This is a genomic window from Paenibacillus sp. F024, assembly GCF_057814255.1.
This window is the reverse complement of record NZ_JBVASZ010000006.1, coordinates 50386-71265: the sequence shown is the minus strand read 5'-3', so window position 1 is coordinate 71265 and position 20880 is coordinate 50386. Positions and strand designations below refer to the sequence as shown.

The 20880-nt window shown below is 48.1% G+C and carries 22 protein-coding genes and 1 other annotated feature; of the genes, 3 read left to right on the top strand and 19 right to left on the bottom strand.

All coding sequences use genetic code 11. From position 1 onward, the window contains the following. Window positions 1-4: 4 nt before the first annotated feature. From der to ACZYR9_RS08705, 15 genes are all read right to left on the bottom strand, one after another. Window positions 5-1327 (bottom strand): ribosome biogenesis GTPase Der, encoded by a 1323-nt coding sequence (der, locus tag ACZYR9_RS08775; protein ID WP_488978095.1) that lies wholly within the window; start codon window positions 1325-1327, stop codon window positions 5-7. A 223-nt stretch (window positions 1328-1550) separates the two neighbouring features. Beyond that, a complete protein-coding gene (locus ACZYR9_RS08770; protein WP_488978094.1) occupies window positions 1551-1742 on the bottom strand; it encodes a capping complex subunit for YIEGIA in 192 nt (63 codons plus the stop codon). Window positions 1743-1778: 36 nt separating this feature from the next. Continuing rightward, window positions 1779-2663, bottom strand: a complete 885-nt coding sequence (locus tag ACZYR9_RS08765) for a YIEGIA family protein (RefSeq protein WP_488978093.1) — start codon at window positions 2661-2663, stop codon at window positions 1779-1781. Between the two features lie 57 nt (window positions 2664-2720). Next, complete coding sequence (locus tag ACZYR9_RS08760) at window positions 2721-3347, bottom strand: YphA family membrane protein (RefSeq protein ID WP_488978092.1); 627 nt, start codon at window positions 3345-3347, stop codon at window positions 2721-2723. A 66-nt stretch (window positions 3348-3413) separates the two neighbouring features. Further along, window positions 3414-4487, bottom strand: coding sequence for a type 2 isopentenyl-diphosphate Delta-isomerase (gene fni, locus ACZYR9_RS08755; protein WP_488978091.1), 1074 nt, complete (start codon window positions 4485-4487; stop codon window positions 3414-3416). Window positions 4488-4517: 30 nt separating this feature from the next. After that, window positions 4518-5720 (bottom strand): 30S ribosomal protein S1, encoded by a 1203-nt coding sequence (rpsA, locus tag ACZYR9_RS08750; protein ID WP_488978090.1) that lies wholly within the window; start codon window positions 5718-5720, stop codon window positions 4518-4520. Window positions 5721-5805: 85 nt separating this feature from the next. After that, entirely contained in the window at window positions 5806-6387 is a 582-nt protein-coding gene (locus ACZYR9_RS08745) for a lysophospholipid acyltransferase family protein (RefSeq protein WP_488978089.1), read from the bottom strand. Between the two features lie 2 nt (window positions 6388-6389). Next, window positions 6390-7070 carry a (d)CMP kinase gene (gene cmk, locus ACZYR9_RS08740; RefSeq protein WP_488978088.1) on the bottom strand — a complete coding sequence of 227 codons (681 nt, stop codon included), beginning with the start codon at window positions 7068-7070 and terminating at the stop codon, window positions 6390-6392. A 409-nt stretch (window positions 7071-7479) separates the two neighbouring features. Then, complete coding sequence (locus ACZYR9_RS08735; RefSeq protein ID WP_488978087.1) at window positions 7480-8133, bottom strand: flagellar brake protein; 654 nt, start codon at window positions 8131-8133, stop codon at window positions 7480-7482. A 165-nt stretch (window positions 8134-8298) separates the two neighbouring features. Beyond that, the gene (gene ypeB, locus ACZYR9_RS08730; protein WP_488978086.1) at window positions 8299-9657 is read right to left on the bottom strand and encodes a germination protein YpeB; all 1359 of its coding nucleotides are present in this window, start codon (window positions 9655-9657) and stop codon (window positions 8299-8301) included. A 109-nt stretch (window positions 9658-9766) separates the two neighbouring features. Beyond that, complete coding sequence (locus ACZYR9_RS08725) at window positions 9767-9931, bottom strand: hypothetical protein (protein WP_488978085.1); 165 nt, start codon at window positions 9929-9931, stop codon at window positions 9767-9769. A gap of 54 nt (window positions 9932-9985) precedes the next feature. After that, a complete protein-coding gene (prsW, locus tag ACZYR9_RS08720; protein WP_488978084.1) occupies window positions 9986-10678 on the bottom strand; it encodes a glutamic-type intramembrane protease PrsW in 693 nt (230 codons plus the stop codon). A gap of 219 nt (window positions 10679-10897) precedes the next feature. Beyond that, a complete protein-coding gene (locus tag ACZYR9_RS08715) occupies window positions 10898-12406 on the bottom strand; it encodes a DnaB-like helicase C-terminal domain-containing protein (protein ID WP_488978083.1) in 1509 nt (502 codons plus the stop codon). A 90-nt stretch (window positions 12407-12496) separates the two neighbouring features. Further along, on the bottom strand, window positions 12497-13096 hold the full coding sequence (locus ACZYR9_RS08710; protein WP_488978082.1) for a genetic competence negative regulator: 600 nt from the start codon (window positions 13094-13096) through the stop codon (window positions 12497-12499). Between the two features lie 231 nt (window positions 13097-13327). Further along, complete coding sequence (locus ACZYR9_RS08705) at window positions 13328-13696, bottom strand: hypothetical protein (protein WP_488978081.1); 369 nt, start codon at window positions 13694-13696, stop codon at window positions 13328-13330. 124 nt (window positions 13697-13820) lie between these two features. On the opposite strand from ACZYR9_RS08705, the gene ACZYR9_RS08700 reads away from it, so the two are divergent. Continuing rightward, the gene (locus tag ACZYR9_RS08700) at window positions 13821-14660 is read left to right on the top strand and encodes a polysaccharide deacetylase family protein (RefSeq protein ID WP_488978080.1); all 840 of its coding nucleotides are present in this window, start codon (window positions 13821-13823) and stop codon (window positions 14658-14660) included. Here ACZYR9_RS08700 and ACZYR9_RS08695 read toward each other — a convergent pair. After that, complete coding sequence (locus ACZYR9_RS08695; RefSeq protein ID WP_488978079.1) at window positions 14650-14871, bottom strand: hypothetical protein; 222 nt, start codon at window positions 14869-14871, stop codon at window positions 14650-14652. The genes ACZYR9_RS08700 and ACZYR9_RS08695 overlap by 11 nt on opposite strands. Further along, window positions 14868-15461, bottom strand: a complete 594-nt coding sequence (locus ACZYR9_RS08690; RefSeq protein ID WP_488978216.1) for a CPBP family intramembrane glutamic endopeptidase — start codon at window positions 15459-15461, stop codon at window positions 14868-14870. Before ACZYR9_RS08690 ends, ACZYR9_RS08695 begins: the two co-directional genes overlap by 4 nt. Window positions 15462-15528: 67 nt before the next feature. Here ACZYR9_RS08690 and ACZYR9_RS08685 point away from each other — a divergent pair, with 67 nt between their 5' ends. Beyond that, complete coding sequence (locus ACZYR9_RS08685; protein WP_488978078.1) at window positions 15529-16437, top strand: hypothetical protein; 909 nt, start codon at window positions 15529-15531, stop codon at window positions 16435-16437. An 85-nt stretch (window positions 16438-16522) separates the two neighbouring features. On the opposite strand, the gene ACZYR9_RS08680 is transcribed toward ACZYR9_RS08685, so the two are convergent. Beyond that, complete coding sequence (locus ACZYR9_RS08680; RefSeq protein WP_488978077.1) at window positions 16523-16852, bottom strand: rhodanese-like domain-containing protein; 330 nt, start codon at window positions 16850-16852, stop codon at window positions 16523-16525. A 185-nt stretch (window positions 16853-17037) separates the two neighbouring features. After that, window positions 17038-17280, top strand: a binding site (T-box leader). A gap of 76 nt (window positions 17281-17356) precedes the next feature. Here ACZYR9_RS08680 and serA point away from each other — a divergent pair. Beyond that, complete coding sequence (gene serA / locus ACZYR9_RS08675) at window positions 17357-18940, top strand: phosphoglycerate dehydrogenase (RefSeq protein WP_488978076.1); 1584 nt, start codon at window positions 17357-17359, stop codon at window positions 18938-18940. 91 nt (window positions 18941-19031) lie between these two features. Here serA and ACZYR9_RS08670 read toward each other — a convergent pair whose 3' ends face one another. Beyond that, on the bottom strand, window positions 19032-20879 hold the full coding sequence (locus ACZYR9_RS08670) for a sensor histidine kinase (RefSeq protein WP_488978075.1): 1848 nt from the start codon (window positions 20877-20879) through the stop codon (window positions 19032-19034). Between the last annotated feature and the right edge of the window lies 1 nt (window position 20880).

Sequence of the window (20880 nt, the reverse complement as noted above, 5' to 3'; positions counted from 1 at the left end):
TCTCCTAACCTTCATCAGACTTGCGCCGCGTAAACATACGTACAGGCGTTCCTTCAAAGCCGAAAGCGCCGCGAATCTTATTTTCCAAATACCGCTGATAAGAGAAATGCATAAGCTCCGGATCATTGACAAAAAAGACGATCGTCGGAGGCTTAACCGCCACCTGGGTAGCGTAATTGATCTTCAGACGCTTTCCTTTATCCGTCGGAGGCGGGTTGATGGCAACGGCATCCGACACCACATCATTGAGGACATGGGTTTGAATCCGAAGGGTGTGCTGCTCCGCAACATGAGTAATCACCGGAAACAGCTTATGCAGCCTTTGCTTTGTTTTGGCCGAAAGGAATACGACGGGAGCATAGGTCATGAACAAGAAGTGATCGCGGATTTTCTGGGTAAACTGGTGCATCGTTTTGTCATCCTTGTCGACGATATCCCATTTATTCACCACGAAAATCGACGCTTTCCCCGCTTCGTGCGCATAGCCTGCGATATGCTTATCCTGCTCGATGATGCCCTCTTCACCATCGATCACTACCAGAACAACATCGGCGCGTTCGATGGCTTTCATAGCCCGCATCACGCTGTATTTCTCGGTTGTTTCGTATACCTTGCCCCGCTTGCGCATGCCCGCCGTATCGATGATGACATACTTTTGCCCGTCCTTCTCAAATGGCGTATCGATCGCATCCCGCGTTGTGCCGGCCACATCGCTGACAATAACCCGTTCTTCTCCAAGAATCGCATTGACCAGAGAAGACTTGCCGACATTCGGACGCCCAATCAGCGCTACACGGATGACGTCCTCTCCATACTCCTCTTCCGAGACTTCCGGGAAATGTTTGGATACTTCTTCCAATAAATCCCCGATACCCGTTCCATGGGAACCGGAAATGCCTACGATTTCACCGAATCCAAGACTATAAAACTCATAAATATCGTCCATGCGCTGTAAGTTGTCTACTTTATTAACGGCTACAACGACAGGCTTTTTCGCCCGAAACAACAGTTCTGCAACTTCGCTGTCGGCCGGGGTGATCCCGGCTTTTGCATCGACCATAAAAATAATGACGTCTGCTTCTTCAATCGCGAGTTCCGCTTGTACGCGAACAGAACGCATGATATGGTCTTCTCCATCAATTTCAATCCCGCCGGTATCGATAACACTAAACTCTTTGTCCAGCCATTCCCCCGTACCGTACAGACGGTCGCGGGTAACTCCCGGTTTATCCTCAACGATCGCCAGCTTATCGCCGATGATCCGATTGAAAATCGTCGATTTCCCTACATTAGGCCGCCCGACGATGGCCACGATTGGTCTTGCCATGCACTTCATTCCCTTCTTAAATAACAGCAGCTGTTTACTATACTTAGCAATTTATGTATTTGTTCGTGTATAGCTATGAAGCCCATAATATTCAATATCATTTATTCAATATCACGCGCTTTAGCGCATGTTTTGGCGCAATATCATAGCTTCCGAGCCGATCCCGCAAGCTATGATATTATATCAAAATAAAGTTGGCAAGTAAATGTAATGTGATGATGCATCAATCTTTTCGGTCTTTATGATCGACGATGATGAATGTCCCGTTCTGCAAATCGTGAGCGGAGGCATCCAAAATTTTCTCCAGCTTAAACGCTATTTTTTGTTGTTCATCCGGATGATCTGCAATAAAGATCGGAGCTCCTCCCCCCACCTTAGTTTTGTCCAGCGTTACAACGCCTACAATTTTACCCATCGTCCAAATTTCCGTCCTTTCCAGTCGTCTTTCTCATCATGCCTCACTTGGCATGCGAACAGCACTTTCGAGAATCGGGGAACGCATGGCTACCTGCCGCGCTTTCTCGGGATTCCGTTCTTGAGGAAGGAGAAGCACTGCGAGCCGGCCGTCGTTCATATCGAGCTTCGCCATAGGAACTAGAGACGGCTCTCCTTCATCCCGATATACACCCATAATGGTTGATACATCATGGAGCAGCGCCTGCCTTTGTCCCGGGTTAGCCAGCGTAACCCGCGCATTTTTGTCTTTGGGCATAAGAACGAGTCCGAGTGCTCTTTGGCGGATAACGGTTTGTGTTTCATTTAGTCCCACATTCATAATATATATATCGTCAACGAACAGGTTCGGACCGTCCAGGCGGACCTGCCCGATATTCACATGGGCAATATGGTTAATGTTCTTTCCGGTTTTAAAATAATTCGTCATTAGAATGGAGCTGATCCCCGCAGCGATCCCCCAATACCACGCCAGCACCACACTGAAAAATGCCGAAACGAATGCTGTAAAAATGACCAAGTAGTTGCGCCCCTCAAACACCATGGCAATCCCTTCGATATAGGTAGCGCCTCGAGGTACCAGCTCCAAGCTGTCGATCTTGCTCAAGGTCTGCCGTTCCATGTTCCTTACATCCCTAAACTGCTGCGCTGCCATAGCCAGAAAAGTAATGGCCGTATAGTTTTTCTCCAAAAGCGACGGCACGGCCACGGCTCCCAGCCCCGCCGCAATGACCCCCAGAGAAAGGTGTATGATTTTTCCATGAGGATAGGTGGGGTACTGCCGATAATCCGTCCTTAACATCGAAAGCCGGGCAAGAATCCCAAAGCATACGCCCAAGATAATCCCTACGGTATACTTTTGTTCTACGATCCAAGCCCACATGTCAACCGCTCCTTCCCCATTTTCGACCGGTCCGGTTTTAAAAGTGCAAAATTCTTTTTATTGCTTACGCTCCCGGATCGTATTCCAAACATAAAGACATGCTTTTTTGCATCCTGCCGCCGCTGACTCCAAAGCAAGCGAGCTCCCTCTTGCCGCATATAAGGTCAGCCACCACATATCCTGAAACCCGGCATGTCCTATCACCATATCCGTTTGTTCCCGATGGGTATAGGAGAACATCCCCTCACCGACAATTAGACCCAAAGACAATGCGGTGACTTGAAAAGCGGGCCAACGTAAAAGCGCAGCAACAAGCAGGCCATTGAATACAGCCATCGTCCATTCGGGGCTAAGAACAATAAACGCCGGCATAAGATGGACGGTTTCCTTCAGAAAGAAGAAAACAGAACCAATCAATAGTCCCACGGAGATGAGATGAAGCCTCAGCAGTACCCCCTTGGTTTGCAAAATCACGGTGAACGAAACCGCCAAAAGCAGCGGAACACAGCCAAACAGCCTCCATTGATCCAAGGTAAAGCTAAAGCGCAGCAAAATCAGCCAGGCAATAAAAAAAAGAAGTAGACTCAGATGAGTAATACCTCTTAATATAATGTCCTTCCAGCCACTGGCGAATAAAATCAGCGAAACAACAATTAGCAATAAGGACACATAACCCGCGTTCATTCGCATCACCCCAAGAGTAAAGACCCAGCTCTTTACCTTAGTATGGCTTCCCATATGTAATTTTAGTCAAACTTTTCGGTATCCCGTCCGTGCTGCATAAGAGCCTGTATTGATTCCGCGTGCAGCGCACCACTCGGCTGTTTCGCCCGTGATCACCACCGGCATCTGACGCAAACGTTCTATGCGGTCCGCCCCCATAGCCGTCATTAAGAGCCGAAGCTCCTCGTGGAGCGAAAGGATATGGGTGATCAACGCTTCAGTCCCTTGCTCCCGAAGTACCTTTAGGAGAGAGCCTGCCATACCAGCTGCAGATGCGCCAAGGGTCAATGCTTTACAAAGGTCCAGCGACCGGGAAATTCCCCCTGCAGCAATAATGGAAGCATCCTCTCGATACCGGTTCTTCGCTTCTAACACTTCAAGAAGAGCGATCGTCGTTTTGCAGCCCCAATCGTTCAGCCAATCCATAGGAACACTACGGCGCGCATTCTCAATCGCGGCAAAATTGGTTCCGCCTGCGCCCCCTACATCGATCATTCGAACTCCACAGTGAAACAATGCCTCCGCGCTTTCCTTAACCATGCCGAAGCCGACTTCCTTTACCATAACAGGCACACCAACCTGCTCGACAATCGTACGGATTCTTTCGAGCATTCCACTGAATTCACGATCGCCTTCGGGCATGATCAGTTCCTGCATCACGTTCAAATGAATCTGCAGCGCATCGGCCTGAAGCATATCCACGGCGCGTAAAGCTTGATCCAGCGTTGCTTCGCTCCCTAAATTGCCGAATACGATTCCTTTTGGATTCATCTTGCGGACAACCCGGTAGCTGGCTTCCACTTCCGGATTTTTGATCGCCGACATCTGAGAGCCTACGGCCATAGCAAGTCCTGTCTCTCTCGCTGCTACCGCCAGCTCCCTGTTTATTTCTTCCGTCTCATGAGCTCCTCCGGTCATCGCATTAATAACAATCGGCGAGCTCAAATTGAGTTCGCCGATTGAGGTTTGCAACGATATTTGATCCGAAGAAATGCCCGGGAGACAGTTATGGATCAGCTTGATGTCACGGAAGCCATGCTCACCGTTTTGACCAAGCTGCAGAGCATGATGTACATGCTCCATTTTCCTCGATACCCGCACCCGTCTTCCTCATTTCTTGAAATAAATGGCTTATTTGAATTTGCTTAATTTATCGCCAAATCGCTCGCCCAGCGTTAAATTCAAGCTTTGAAGCTCTTCATGAGATACCGACTCTCTTTTTGGAGCTCTTTCTCTCTCCGCTCTAGGCTCGCGTGCAGGAGCTTCTTCGGTTTCTTTGATGCTTAAGGAAATGCGTTTCTCATCGGCATTGATATCAAGCACTTTCGCCTGAACCTCTTGGCCTTCCTTCAGCACTTCAAACGGAGTAGCGATGTGCTTATGAGCGATCTGGGAAATATGAACCAACCCTTCAACGCCTGGAGCCACTTCGATGAATGCGCCGAACTGTACAAGACGCTTGACTATGCCCGTAACGATATCGCCGACTTTAAATTTATTTTGTACTTGCTGCCAAGGTCCCGGTTGAGTAGCTTTGATGCTCAGGGAAATGCGCTCATTCTCCGGATCAACCTTCAGCACTTGAACTTGAACCTGATCTCCTTCTTTCACCACTTCAGAAGGTGTCTCCACATGATGCCATGCCATTTCGGAAATATGAACAAGACCGTCTACTCCGCCGATATCGATAAATGCGCCGAATTGCGTCAAACGCTGCACCGTACCGGTCAATTCTTGACCGACGGAAATGTTAGAAAGAATATCCTTCTTCTTAGCTTCAAATTCTTCATCCAATACGTCTTTTTGAGAAAGAATGACTTTGTTTTTCTCGCGGTCCATTTCTTTGACGCGCAAACGCAATGTGCGTCCTTTATAGTCGCTAAAATCCTCAACAAATGTGCGTTCTACCATGGAAGCCGGTACGAAACCGCGAAGACCTACGTCAACGACCAAGCCGCCTTTTACCACTTCGGCTACTTTTGCCTCAAGGATCGTTTTATTATCCATGTCGGCCGCGAGCTTATCCCATGCTTTTTCATTATCGATTGCACGCTTGGAAAGCACCAGCTTTTCTTTGTTATCGTCAATAGTGAGGACCTTTAATTCCACTTCTTGACCAACTTCAACACCTTCAGCGGCATTATCTAATGAAACGGATGACAATTCACGTACAGGAATCACGCCGTCATATTTGTAGCCTACGTCGACGAATGCTTGATCGGAATCGACTTTGATGACTTTTCCTTTAACAATATCGCCTTTCTTAAGAACGACGACATTCGCCATGGATTCTTCTTGAGATACCTCTTGCTGTACATTTGTTTCTTCTGACATATCAATATACCTCCTTAACAACCTAACCACAGTAATGTATTTTAGAAAAAATTACATCATCATTTTTTAAGTATGCCACTGTTTCTCAATTCGATTCGTGCTGCTTTACCATTGCGCGAATAGTGGTCATAATTTTGTCGGTAGCCTGTTCTAACCCTTCCGGTCCGCTGTCCGCAAATTCACTAAGGTCAACCGGCGGTCCGTAGACAACCTTCATCCGGCTAAAAGGTGTATAGCTGCCGATGATAGCAGCAGGTATGACGGTCGCTCCCGACCTGATCGCCAGGCTGGCCGCACCTTTTTTTCCCATGCCTCCTGCATTGCTTCGTGTGCCTTCCGGGAATATGCCCAGCATATTGCCGTCTTTTAGCAGCTGCAATGAAAGACGGATCGATTCTTTACTGACACCGCCGCGCTTGACTGGAAACGCTCCGATTCGCGGAAGAACATAGCCTAAGACAGGAACTTGAAACAGTTCGGCTTTAGCCATATAATGCACCTTGCGATCGAGTGGTGAACCCAGAACCGGCGGATCCCAATTGCTTGTGTGATTGGCGCAGAGCACCACCGCACCTTCCTTGGGAATGTTTTCTTTTCCTTCAGCCTGCAATCGGAATAAAATTTGGAACATAAGACGGAAGATGCCGCGAAAAAACGTATAAAGCAATCTTAATTCACCCCACTTACACGGGTCTTGCAGAGCTCCAATATGCGTTCCACCACTTCAGGTATCGTCATTTCGGTGGTATCCATCCATATTGCATCCGGCGCTTTCACTAGCGGTGAAGCTTCTCGCTGTTCATCCATCCGGTCTCTTTCTGCAATTTCACGTTCCAGAAGCTCAAGCGTAACATCCGGCCTGTCGCCGCTGACTTCCTTGAACCGCCGCTGCGCCCGAACCCTGACGCTTGCGGTTAGGAAAATTTTCAATTCGGCATCCGGCAATACATGGCTGCCGATATCCCTGCCATCCATGACAATGCCTTTGCGTCTAGCCAGTTCCTTCTGCTTGGCAGTTAAAATACTTCTAATCCCGGCGATGGATGCAATTCGTGACACATTTCCCGTTACATCCGCGGAACGGATCATACCTGTAACGTCTTTACCGTCCACGTAAACCAGCTGTCCCTGATCTCCGGGGATCAAACGAATTTCCAAGCGTTCCGTCAGCGCAATCATTTCCGCCGTTTGTTCCAGTGGAAGGCCTTGCTGCAAAATACTCCAAGTAACGGCCCTGTACATGGCACCCGTATCAACATACACAAAACCAAGGGCATTTGCTACGAGACGAGCTATGGTGCTTTTGCCTGCTCCAGCCGGACCGTCGATGGCGATGTTAAACTTATCCAAGATGCGGCCTCCTTAATACAATAAGCGGACGAGCATGATGAAAAAAAAACAGGCCGAAGCCTTAATCAATCAAAATTATACCATAGATTTCCCTATGAAGCAAAACTCTAGTCCCCATATGAAAACCCTGCCGAAACGGCGTCTTGCGAATATCGGTTACCCTCAAGCCGTTCCACTCTCACCAGGAGATACCTGATTTGGGGATGCTGTAACAGCAATTGAGAAACGACTAAAGCAATCAAAAGTATAAAGAGCAATACGGTCAGGGCTTTTTCAGCCTGTCGCGTAAAACGCAAAAACAGGTCCTCGTATGGGCTCTCCGTTTCCCTATGATCCTTATGCTCCATTTACGCGCCACCCTCTGCTTTTTGGATGGTAGTATGCCCTGGAGAAAGGAAGTATATGCTTTTTAATTTTTACGAATTTCGAGCTGGCGTTCGAAGCAGAAGCGGATAATTTTTTGCCGTTCGCGGTCGCTGATTTCCGAGTAACGCAGCATCACCTGCTGCTTGCCCGTTTCCAGAGGCTTAACTCGCACGACTTCGGATTTAAACGGCACGTGCTCGATTTGCCCGTTCTTGTATTGAATCAGCAGCCAGCAGCTTGCCGTTTGACCGGCGGCAGCCGGTATGTAGCCGTCACACAAAAAGGAAATGCCGCCGCCGCTGACATCCTCGGTAAGCGTAACGAACTGCAGCTGCTCTGACATTTTTACGGCAATTTCCAGATCGGCTAGAACTCGCAAAAAAGTTCTTCTCTGTTCCTTGGTTATGGACTCGGGCTCCGGTTTTTTGATATGTACTAATTGGATGACATCATTTGAATGACCAATAACGGTTGTAATAAAATAATTCTTTACTCCATCTTCAGTGATGAAATGTACAGATAGCTCGTCCCCTTGATACAGCCTTTTGAAGCGGCCTGTTTTTTCCGATAACGGGATCTCCATACTGATATAGGATCCAGTGATATTGGCAATCCTTGATTTATACTCCTGCTTTGCTTCTTCCTCATCAATGGATTGAATTTGTATATACAAAGCTTGGTTGATTTTTGGAAGCAAAATCCGACCCCTCCCCAACTGCTTGCCGCCCAGTCCCATTGTACTATGCAGCTTATTGGATTATTATAGCATTCCCTATTCAGATGGGAAGGGGCAAAGCAAAAAAGCCCCCATAGGCTTAGGGCTTTTTCGTCTTTTTCGGCTGCTTCGGCTTTTTCACTTGGATTATGGATTTACAGCGGCTGCCTCTTGGGTTCCCAATTGGTCGATTTTTTCTTCAGCGCCTGAATCCGCATTGACATAAACTCGATAGACACCCCCATTGACATTGCCCACATATTGATAGCACAATACTTCCTCATCAATATCGTTTCGGATCAGCGCTTTATCTGTACTGGTCACTTTAAAGCTTGGACTTAACGTTTTGAGCGCTTCTTCATTCGTTAGCTTAGGCGCCGGGAGCTGCCGGTCTTTTTTATCGAACACATAATCGGTAGCCTCCATCCCGGTGACTTCCCCATTGTCCAAGGCCACTCTGACAGCCACCTTTTCCAAATAATTAATCACATCCTTGTTACGGGCGGCGAAGGTAAGGTTGGCCGTGTTATTATACTCGTCATAGCTTACAGCAGTCATATCCTTATAGTCGTGTTCATCCAAAAATTGCGCCGCAATATCTCTGGCTTGGCGCAAATCAAGCTTTTTTTCAGGAACATCGCGCTGAGCCGAAAACCATAGGAGCTGTCCTCCCTTGGTGGAGTAATCCATTTGAACTCCGTCCGGCGAGCCGTCTCTGGGCGCGCTTACGCTAAAGGAATGGTACTCGGTTCCCACCCCGTTTTCGACCACCTGCAGTCCGGATGCATCCTGAAGACCAAGGAATTGCGCCGCCTTTTGCTTCACATCCTCTGCCGTTACCTCCGGACCGGAGAGCATATTAATATCCCGTTTCTGGTACATGCTCATGACGGCAGGACTCCAATTAATTTCCGGATATTCACCCACCTTTTTGTCCATTGTGGAGAATCCGTCGATAATGGCGTTATCATGCTTATCTTTACTTGAAGCCAGAGCAAGCTCCACATCCATCCAGCGCAAATTATTTTGAAGAACCTTCGACTGTACGTCACGAAGATCTTTGGAAATTTCCGTCGAATGCTGATACAAAGCATTCATCGTTTTGAGTTCCTGCTCGTCCAGCGGGTGCTTGCTCAGGTCTCGGACGGCAGCGCGATAAGCGAAACTAGAGATTTTGGACAAAAAGTCTTCGGTCTTGCTAAATGGAAGCATGGTCAGCGGCAGCTGACTGATTTCACTCTGCGCCTGGCTGGTAATGCGCCAAACGTTAATCAAACCCTTCTTGTAAGCATCCTGAGAGGTGGAATTTACTGCAAGTGTGTTGCCAAGCTCCGTATGCAGCTTGTCCATATGGTACGACAAGTCGTGAAACGACCGTTGATACTGATTTTCCGCCTTCATCAAAACCGTGTTTTTTTCCTGATGCTCCAGGTACCCCCACACCCCGGTTCCGATGAGTGCCACCAATAGAAACGGAAACATGACCATGCTCAATCTTTTGTACATATTCGAGAATTCTCCCTTCATCAGCAAAACTTGGGCTTAGTTTGTGCTTGAGGGCGGATCCTTTATGCAAACATACGAAAAAGAGTCGGCTTCCGCCGACCCTAACGCTTCAAAAATCCGTAGTTTCGATATCAAAATCCATTTCATTATTGCAGACGCACTGCTTAAAGCCGGTATCAATCTTCCCTTTTTCCTTCCGGCCCTTCAGGACGAATTTCTCGCCGCACTTCTTGCAGCGGATCGTTACTTTCACGCGCGGGCTTGCTGCAGCCATGGCTTCCCTCCCGTTAGCACAAACATGATTGTACTCCCATTATGGGCAAACCTGCTATATTTTAATCCGTTCCTCACGCGTAATCATTCTAAGAGGCGACTTCGCATTCGCCCGATTCACTTTCCACAGGCTTCGACCCCACAGGAAGCACATCAGCGGCGCCATAAACCAAAACCAGTACGATTTGGTGACCAATAAAGTATAGTCGAACACTCCGTGCCAAAAAAACGGCAGTGCAAAAGCATAAAACAAATGCCTATGCATCCGTTCAGGAGTAAATTTGGCTTTGCCAAAATGAAACCCCATCATGACGCCGAACATCGCATGACCCGATACTGGCAAGAAGGCCCTCATCATCAGATCGCCAAAATTGAGGTTGCTCAAGAAAGCATACATGACATTCTCCAGCGTAGCAAAGCCGAGAGAAACGGCCACAGAATAAACGATGCCGTCGTACGGTTCGTCAAAGGAGGTATGCTTGAAAATGACAAAATAAATGATAAACCACTTAAAAAATTCTTCAGGAAACGAGGAGGCGATAAATGAAAAGACAAACGGACCTTCCCCAAGCCCCTGAAGCAGTGCATGCTGCAGCACCATGACAGGAAAAACAAGAAGCGTGCCGAACAAAAAAAGCTTTAACACCTGAGAAATCGGTTCAGGATCGTAACGATCCTTTAAATAAAAATACGACAGCAAAGCGACACCGGGCGCAATAGCCATCGTAAGGATAGATAAGACGCTCAAAGTGTCCCCTCCCATCTCTATACCCAGCCGCGTAAATCGCGCGGCCCCCGGATTTTTTATTGGACAACGAGCATATATACAGCCGGACGAATATCGACATTTCTCGTCATAAGAATATTATAGACATTTTCAACCCCTTTTTCCATCATTACTTGGAGACTGGTGTGCACTTCCTGTTCCCAATCGATCGTTATAGGGCATATAGCCCTTCCTGGTATTCTATGATTTTACGGCTGCGACAAACACTGCTTTCTGGTCATGAAATTGCAGCTGCATTGTCGTCAGAGATCCGTTTCGATGCTTCAGCAGATGGAGCGCTACGTTATGCCCATGGCCTTGTTCAACGACCGGCTGAGGCTTCATCAGCATGATAACGTCCGCAGAGGCCTCTACGCCTTGCGGCAGCGCTTCTTCCCCGATATCCGACGGAATCGCCGCCACAACAGGACCGCCCCACTCCCGGGACCACTGTTTGAGCGCATACGCCAGCATCGTTTGATGCTCGCTTGCCGATTTAGGAACCTGCTGGCCGGCGATAGGAATCCGGTTCAGATGATCAATGAACACGACAGGAGTTTTTCCTGCGATAGCACCGATACGCTCAATCGAAGCGATCACCCGGTCCATGGGCGTGTCTATGGAGCACTCGATCGTCCACAGCATTTTACTGATTTGAGTATACTGTTTGTTCGCTTCAATGACTTCCTCGGGGTGAATTTTACCGCTCAGCACCTTTTGCGGCTCCGTACCGATGATGCGGGCAATGCTTCGAGCCCAAAGCTCAAACGCCGTCATATCCCATGAAACATAGACGACAGGTGTTTGCTCGAAGGCGATATGGTCGGCCATTTGCTTCATAAGCATCGTTTTGCCGCAAGAGGCTCCCCCGGCAAGCAGATAAAGCCCGCTGCGCAGCCCGCCGAATAACGTTTCGTCGAGCTCTGCAAATCCCGTAGGAACACCCGATGATTGGCCGCGATGCCTTTTCATATATTCTTCCGTATAAATCGTTATATTTTTTATATCCGGAGCGATGGGAAGCATCAAGGTTTCTTCCATGGTTTCATTTAGCAATTTTATGAAGGTTTCCAGAGGGTTTTGTACGCGTACGAAAAAATCGTTCACATCTCTTATCGTTTCCGGCATTTGAACAATTAACGCCTGCTTCGCTGTCGTTTGCAGCATGCTTTTAATTCTGACGCTTTCGCGCCTGCCCAGTTCATCATTACCAAGGCATATAAACACTCTCTTCTCCTTGAGCTTCTCCGCGTGGCTTTCTTTGAAGGTCATCCAGACGGGTACGCATACGGCCGGAAGCCGGGCCTGTGCCAAGCTGAGCACGTCAAAGACACCGCTTGCAAGAATCACATCTTCGGTATCTTCCAAAATCTCTTCATTAAACAAAAAATCATCAACGCCGAGCAGCGATTTGTACTTGGGTTCGCGCTGATCAATCGAACGACCGATTAAATCCACGGTAACACCCTGCGCACTTGCAATGGGAATAATCACTCTGTTTTCAAAATAATCTCCTAATTTGTTCGAATTCACATAAAACCCGATTTTGCCCGGTTCGAAGCCGATGCGGAAATTTTCCACCGTCTCCTGATCGATTCCCCGCCGCTGCAAATATAAAAGCGCATCCTCGCGCAGCTGCTTCTGATAATGTACAACCAGCTCCTCCAGCTCGAAGGAGGTCTTGGCTGCGCTTCTATTGGTCCCCGACATCGTATCTATTCCCCCCGCAAAAAAAGCATTCAGCAAAAACGAACGTTTTTGTGAATGCTTTATGTTCTTAGTCTGATCGACTAGTATAAGTTAGAATTTAGCGCAGAGCACTTTTACGGCATCCGATTCAATCACCGTTTTGCCATATTCCTCAAGCATCGCCTGCGTTACGGAAGTCGCCTCTCCATACTCCGATAAAATCGCAATAATTAACTGCAGCTGCTTATCTTCCATATCGTCTGCGTCAATTAATAATACCCACTTGTTTTTGTATGAATATAGTGATCCACCATCCGTTAATAACGGGTTAATGACTTTGGCCATACGTAGCAGGTCTTCAAAATCATGAAAAGCATAGGTGACCTGGTCCGTTTCATCCATCGTCACTTCCAGCTCGTACACTTCCTCCAGGTCTTCGTCAATCGCATCTTCACCGTGGCTAAAATTCATCTTGCCCCGCGTTACGATCACCATCATGCCTTGTGCCGGCATAGCCAATACCTCAACGGCAAGCGGACCCGTTGCATCGAAGCCAAGCTCCATGTAGGCTTGGTCCATCATCTCACTAAACAGCTCGTGCACCTTAGGTATTTCTCTCCACATGTCATCCTTATGAATGCCGCGCTCCGTTAAGTCATCGAATGTGAGGAAAATCCGTATCTTGTCCTGACTTAAACGCTCCATTTTCATACTGGATTCCTCCCTTGCCGACTGTAATAATATCTTATGAAGTTTGGTTTACAAAGGTGAGCCATGGTGCTGCGATTCGGGTTATAAATAGCTTGTATTTTCATGATATGACTATTATATCACAATTCTGAAAGAAAAGAACGGCTGCTCCCCTAAAAATAACACATAAAAGAAAAAGACACAAACGCCGCTTTGAGAAGCGTCGCTGTGCCTCATGGTTAAGTTTGAAAATTAATGTGTTTGCTGTGCCTTTTCCCCGCTGCCGCCCAAGATATCGTCCACAGCGGCCTTTAGCCCCGGATCCCGGTTCACAATATCGCTAACCTTGTTCAATCCGTCTTCTTTAAATAGATTGTCATTCAGCACATTTGGCGATTTGTTCCCCGTTTCTTTGGATCCTGATTGAAAGGCATGAGATGCTGACGCGTTCGACTTGGAATTGGCGGGTTTATTTGACTGCTCTGTCGCCATGTTCATCCATTGGTTTGCCGAATCGCTGCTGCTGAGTGCGGCCCCGAACATGGATTTATTTCGATTAGACAAATAGACGACAGCCGCCGCTCCTACAAGTCCTCCGAGCAAAAAAGCACTTATTCTCATGGTCCATCCCTCCGCTTAGATTCGTCTTTCCTGAGTATTTTCCTCTATGTAGCCTGCGGACATGCATGATAAAATAAGGAAAGCTTCAAACCAACAACGATAACCAAAGAACAGGAGCTGCTTTATGAAAAACAAATGGCTTATCTTGTCCGCAGCGGCGCTGGTATTGACCTCTTGTGCCAATCCGAACTCCAATCCTCCGGCAGCAACACCCACGTCACCTCCCACAGCTCAGCCTGCGGCAGATCCCGGGAATGTAAAAAAAACCCCTCCAATGGAACAGAAAAAAGCGCCCGAGCCTTCCGGCGAGCAAAAAACGCCCCAACTCTATATGATGAATCCCAAAACGTATGATATCGTGCCGATCGACAAGACGTCTGCCCCGGACAAGGTTGTGCTTTTGACCTTTGATGACGGCCCAAAGGATCTGGAGACAAATAAGATGCTGCTCGATACGCTGGATAAGCATAAAGCCAAAGCGATCTTTTTCTTAAACGGCTATAGAATCAAACAAAATCCGGATATTGTCAAGCTTCTTGCCGACCGCGGGCAAACCATCGGGAATCATTCGTGGGACCATATCGATTTGAAGAAAGAAAGCAAAGAGAAAGTGGAGGAACAAATCGCCGGAGTTCAAAAGGCTGTGCAGGAGCTGACAGGCAAAGCCCCTGCCTTCTTCCGCCCGCCCTTCGGTTCGGGAAGCGATGATGTCCGTGCCAAAGTAAAAGAGGAGCATATGCTTTATATGACATGGTCCAACGGATCCAAGGATTGGGAGATGACCGTCAAAAAAAATAATCCGGACCAGGTGATTGCCAATGTTCTCGAGCAGCTTCGTCCAGGAAGCAATATCCTAATGCACGAGCTGCCCTGGACCGCGAAAGCGTTGGATACGCTGCTGACACGGCTGGAAGAACAGGGCTACGGTTTCGTAGATCCCGCAACGATCGAAATCAAGCATTAAACAGTGTAGACCAGCCCCAGATCAAAAGACCTACAACCAGGAGTACAAAAATCCATAGCAGCGTCCGATAAAAGATAAAAACCCACTTTTCTTTTTCGGTCGGGTGAACCGTATTACGCGGCGGCAGGTAGTGATCGTCCAGCTCTGCCACCGCCGTGTTATCCGGTTTATTATGTTCTTGCTGTGTCGTAGGTTGTCGTTTCCTGCTCAAGATTCCTCACTCCTGAATCGAAGTATACAGCCCATGATGAAATCAATGAGAAAATGAGCTGCAATCGGCGTCCACAGCGAGCCTGTTTGGATATAAATCCAGCCCAGACCGTAGCTGATGCAAAAAACAAGTCCCGTCATCAGCCAGTGCTGCAAATATCGGACATGAATGGCTGCAAACAGTATGCTTGTCCAATATGGACCCCAGGAAGCCTGGATTGCGCCGCGGAACAGCATTTCCTCGCAGATGGCGACAACCAGAGAAAGAAGAGCGATGTGCCATAGCGGCCTGTTTTTGAATATCTTTTCATTGATGCCACCGTCATCCGTTACTTCAGGCGAGACCCTGCTTGAAATCAAGAGATCAATCACAAGGACGGCCGCAGCAAAGCAAATGCTCCATACGAGAATGCGGTAACCCGGAGCAAAGGAAAACATTTCGCTTAGCTGCGGTTTTTGAAACAGCATGATCACTACGGCCGCAATCAGCACAATCAATTGCGTCACATAGAGGTTAATCAGCAGAAAACGGTCATCCACTTCATTCAGATTGACTTTTTGAAATTTAAAATGCTTTATGAATTTTTTCATCATGATTCCCTTTTTTGACATTTTAACCTATACTATCAGAATACAACAGAACTAGAGGTGCTCGCACATGGACAAACGGCTGACCCGAACGGACTACCTATTCGCAGTCACTTTCATCTTTATGCTTGTTGTAGCGCTAGGAGCCTTTTTCTTCGGCCTGAAGATGGGACAAGAACGATCCGCTGAAAAGTACGAAAAGATGCTGGCCGAGAAAACCGAAGCGGAAAATGGCTTTGCCGCTTATCATCAACAGTATCTGGTGTCTTTCTATCATACCATTTATCAACCATACAGGGAATTTCATAAAAAGTGGTTCGATAAAATGGAAGAGCTGCAAACCAACGGTTCGGCAGACGCTTCGCTGATCATGAAGGATCTCGCCAAGCTTGCGAAGGAAACCTACGACGGGCTGGGAACAAAGTCGATGCCCGATTCGTCACCTCTTCTCAAAGAGTCGCATATGAACTACATGAGAAGCTTAAAGCTGTTTAATGAAGCGCTGGCCGGTTATCAATCCAAAGCCAATGCGGTATCCGGTTCCGAGTTGATTTCCCAGCTGGCTCAAGACAATTACCTTGAGGAAGCAAAAAATTATGCGCTGCGGGCCGAAAAAGAATACTACGAATCGATCGTCAAATGGAATCAAACGGTAAATGAGAAATTTAAACCGATTGACGTGACCAAACCGATCTCCCTAAACGATTGGAAAACGCTTGGCTTGAATATGAAGAACGAATACATAGCCCAAATGATGATGACCTCCAAGTGGTTCAAACCCTTTACACCGCAGGATTTGACAGTCAGAATTGATGAAATGATCGCATCAGGACAAGCCAATACTCTGAACTTGCATGAAATTCAAAGCATCGTTGATGTTCTGATCGCAACCAACGCCGTCAGACCAGGCGATTTTCTTCGAGGCAAAAGCAGGTATACCAATGAAACGCTGCCCCAGCTTCCTTTTTTTACGAATTAGCCATCATCCTTGATAGGTCATACACAAAATAAGTACCCGCGAGGGTACTTATTTTGCTCATTTTCAGAGAAAAGAAGCGCTTGGTTTAATCATACTGAAAGCCGCACAGCTCAGCCAATGCAGCCATTCCTCCATCTACATTGACCACCCGTTCAAATCCCTGCTGCTTCAAATAATAGCTGACATTGGCGCTGCGTATCCCATGCGCGCACACGACATAGATAGCCTTGTCCCTGGGAAGCTCCCCAAGATTCTGCGGAATCGTATTCATCGGCATAAGAACCGGCTGCTCCCAGTGATAATACTCCCATTCGTACGTCTCCCTTACGTCAATAACAAGAGAATCAGCTAATTCTCCATTCTCCAGCATTCGCTTAAAATCATCGGGCTCCACCCGCTCAAATGGATAATCCATGAGTCCCTCCTTACGCTTTGCATATTTCAACCTATATCTTAGCATGTTTGGACGTTTGATCCAAACCATCCGAATTGAAATTTAAGGTTAGAAACATTCACAAAGATTTCGTATTTTAATTTCAGTTCGACACCTATTGACAAGGTTTAAACGGTCGTGTTACATTAATGAAAAATTTCACTTGCAATAAAACCATGACGGAGCCAAGCATATCACGAAACGTTCAGAGAGCCGGTGGTCGGTGCGAACCGGACGAATTTCAATATGCGGAGCACTCCTGAGTTGCTGCATCGAACTTTAAGTAGCTGCAGCCGGCCGGAAGCCGTTACCCTTCCGGGTCTGTTGAATCAACAGACCGCAAGAGGCTGTTCGCGCGAGCGCGCAGTGAATTAGGGTGGTACCACGAGAGCCAGCTCCTCGTCCCTTGTATACGCTAGGCGTGTCGGGGTGGGGGGCTTTTTTTGATGCTCCAACGTTATTTTTAAACCAATGGAGGGTTATGAAATGTTTAAAGTGTTAGTTATGGACGGAATCAGCGACATGGGGATTCAAATGCTGTACGATGCACCGGATGTCGAGGTAGAGAAAAAGAACGGCCTGTCCGAGGATGAACTCGCAGCGATCATCGGGAATTACGATGCTCTGATGGTTCGCAGTGCCACTAAGGTGACCGAGCGCATCATGGCTGCCGGAACCAAGCTTAAGGTCGTCGGCCGCGCAGGTGTAGGCGTGGATAACATTGATCTTGAAGGAGCCACCAAGCGCGGGATCGTAGTCATCAATGCCCCGGACGGCAACACCATCGCCACTTGTGAATTGACGTTTGCTATGATGATGTCCATTGCACGTTCCATTCCTCAAGCCTACAAGAAAACGGTTGGCGGAGAATGGGACCGCAAAACGTTTGTTGGTGTTGAGCTTCGCAACAAGGTCCTCGGCGTTCTCGGAATGGGTCGTATCGGCAGTGAGGTAGCCAAGCGTGCGAAGGCTTTCGGTATGCAGGTCCTCGGCTATGACCCGTTCCTGACAGAGGAACGTGCGGAGAAAATCGGAGTGAAGCTCGGAACAGTCAACGACATTTGCTCCCAAGCGGATTTCATTACGGTACATACTCCGCTTACCAATGAAACCCGCCATATGATCAGCCGCCCTCAGTTCGAACTGATGAAAAAAGGCGTTCGCATTATCAACTGCGCACGCGGCGGTATCATTGACGAGATGGCACTTGTCGAGGCGATTGATTCCGGTATCGTGGCCGGCGCCGCCTTTGACGTGTTCGAACAGGAGCCGCCTGCTGCGGATCATCCGTTCTTAAACCACCCAAAAGTCATCGTTACTCCGCATCTTGGCGCTTCAACCGTTGAGGCTCAAGAGAACGTAGCGATCGACGTATCTGAAGAAGTGCTGCATATTCTTCGCGAGCAGCCGTTCAAGAATGCAGTCAACATGCCGCCGGTACCGGCTAACGTTCTGAACGCACTGCAGCCTTACTTTAACTTGGGAGAAAAACTGGGCTTATTCCTCGGTCAAACCGTCGATGGTCCGGTCAGCGAGATTGTCGTGAACTACTCCGGCGATCTGGTTGACGTCGACACGTCCCCGCTCACGCGTCACATCGTCAAAGGCATATTGACGAATCAGCTTGAAGGGGTCAATATCGTTAATGCCATGCACTTGGCCAAAACGCGGGATGTCAACGTGGTCGTACAGCAATCCTCGGCTTCTCCGACATTTACAAACCTGGTCTCCGTGACGCTCAAGACCAAGCAGCAGCAGCACGTGCTTTCCGGCACATTGCTTGCAGGCTACGGTGAACGTATCGTTCAAATCGATCAATACCCTGTTGATATCGCGCCATCGGGCAACCTTCTGTTGATCTCCCATAATGACCGTCCGGGGATTATCGGTAAGGTAGGTACCCTTCTGGGCAGCAACGATGTCAATATCGCAACCATGCAGGTAGGCCGTAAAGTCATTGGCGGTCAGGCGATCATGGTGCTGACAACCGACAAGCAGACGCCTAAAGACGTGATTGTAGAGCTGTCTCAGCTTCCTGAACTTACTGACGTGATCGAGCTGTCCCTGTAATCGTATTGTTTCACGAACAACAAGAAAAAGTTGGAACTTTCAACAAAAACAATAAAGCCTCCGATGACGAATCGGAGGCTTTTGTTTGGTTTCACGTAGCTTTGCAGGGAAGTATGATAGAAAATGTCGTTCCCTGACCTGCTTGACTTTTCACTTGAACGGTTCCTTGATGAGCTTCGACGATATTTTTGACAATCGCAAGACCAAGTCCTGTTCCTCCGTTTGCTCCCCTTGTACGGGCTTTATCCGCTTTATAGAAACGCTCGAAGATATAAGGGATATCCTCCGCCGGTATGCCATAGCCTTGATCCGAGACCTCGATCAGAATGGCATGCTCTGCTTTATAGCGCTCTTCTGATGCCCTGATATCGATTTGAGCGCCTGAAGGCGTATGCCTAAGGGCATTATCCAGCAAATTGGTCAGAACCTGCTCCAGGCGATCCTCGTCCGCTTGACAAAGCATCAGCGGTTTGTCCGGCAGCGTACAGCTCATCGCGATGCCCCGCTCTTTGGATAGGCCCGCAAATTTGCGGTGGATCCGCTTAAGGAAAGCCGAGACGTCCAGCTCACGGAAATGCAGCTCTATATTTCCCGTTTCCATCTTGGCCAGATCGAGTAAATCCCGGACAAGTCTGCCCATTCGGAGGGATTCGTCATGAATGACCTGCGCCAATTCTTTCCGTTCCTCCGGCGTGCCTGCGATATCGTCGATGAGCGCCTCGCTGTATCCCTGCATCATGGAAAGCGGTGTCCGAAGCTCATGCGATACGTTCGCCACGAAATCCTTTCGCAGCTTATCCAGACGAAATTCTTCCGTTACGTCACGCACCACGGCAACGACACCGCGCACGATATCGTAGGAATACAGGGGTGCCATGACAACAGACCATACTTCACTTTGGACATGAAGCTTGGAGGTCAATTCTTTCGACTCTGATATGACGGATGTAAACAGCGGCTTGAGCGGCTCCGGAATGGTGCTCATCGAAGCATTTCGCGATGGACCTCCGTCCAAGACAGGCTCATCATCGGTCCACTGTATTTGATTCCAATCCTGAATAATTCTCTCCCCTTGGGGATTCGTTAGAATGACGCGCCCATCCGCATCAAACGTGATCACGGCGTCGGCCATGCTTCGCAGGACACTGGCCAAATGCTCCTTCTCATGATTGAGCGCTTTAATCGTATCGGAAAGCTGCGCTCCCATGTGGTTGAATGTCTGGGCCAGCTCTCCAATCTCGTCCGTAGAGGTAATCGGTACTCGAGTACCGTATTCGCCCATGGAGATCAAATGCGCCGCCTTCTTCAGCTGCTGAATCGGCTGCGTAATTCGGGTAAGAAGGAAAAAGGCGAAAAACGTAGTCATTAAAAACCCGGCAACGCCAACGACCACAAACAGCTTTTTCACATACGCCTGCGTCTCTTCCGAGGATTGGGTGATCTGATACAAAATCAGTGCCCCGGCCACCTGCGACTGAGTACTATCCATGAACGGCACGGCAACCGCCGTATATTGGTTCTCTAATAAAGTATTCGGCATACCGTTATTTCTAAAACGATTGTCCTTAATCTCGCCCGCAAATACTTTTTGCAAATCCGATTTCAGGAAAAAGTCATCATACCGTATCTCTCGGTCACTCGGTTGACCAACCGGAGCCTGGATCTGTCTAAAATCCGAAGTCACGATGATGACGCTCGTATCCTGAGCGCTTAAGAGCTCATTTACGACCTGTAAGTAACGCTGTTCCTCTTGATGCAGGGAAATTTCACTGGCAACCTTTAACGCCAATTTGCTCAGCGTCTCCGCCTGGTCCTGAGATTTAGGGAAGGAGGTTTCAATAAAACGGAATAAAAAAAGGCTGAGCGTAAGCAGCACGACAACGACCAGCCCGATAATTGTGATCCATAGCTTACCTACAACGGTTCTTAAAATAAACACG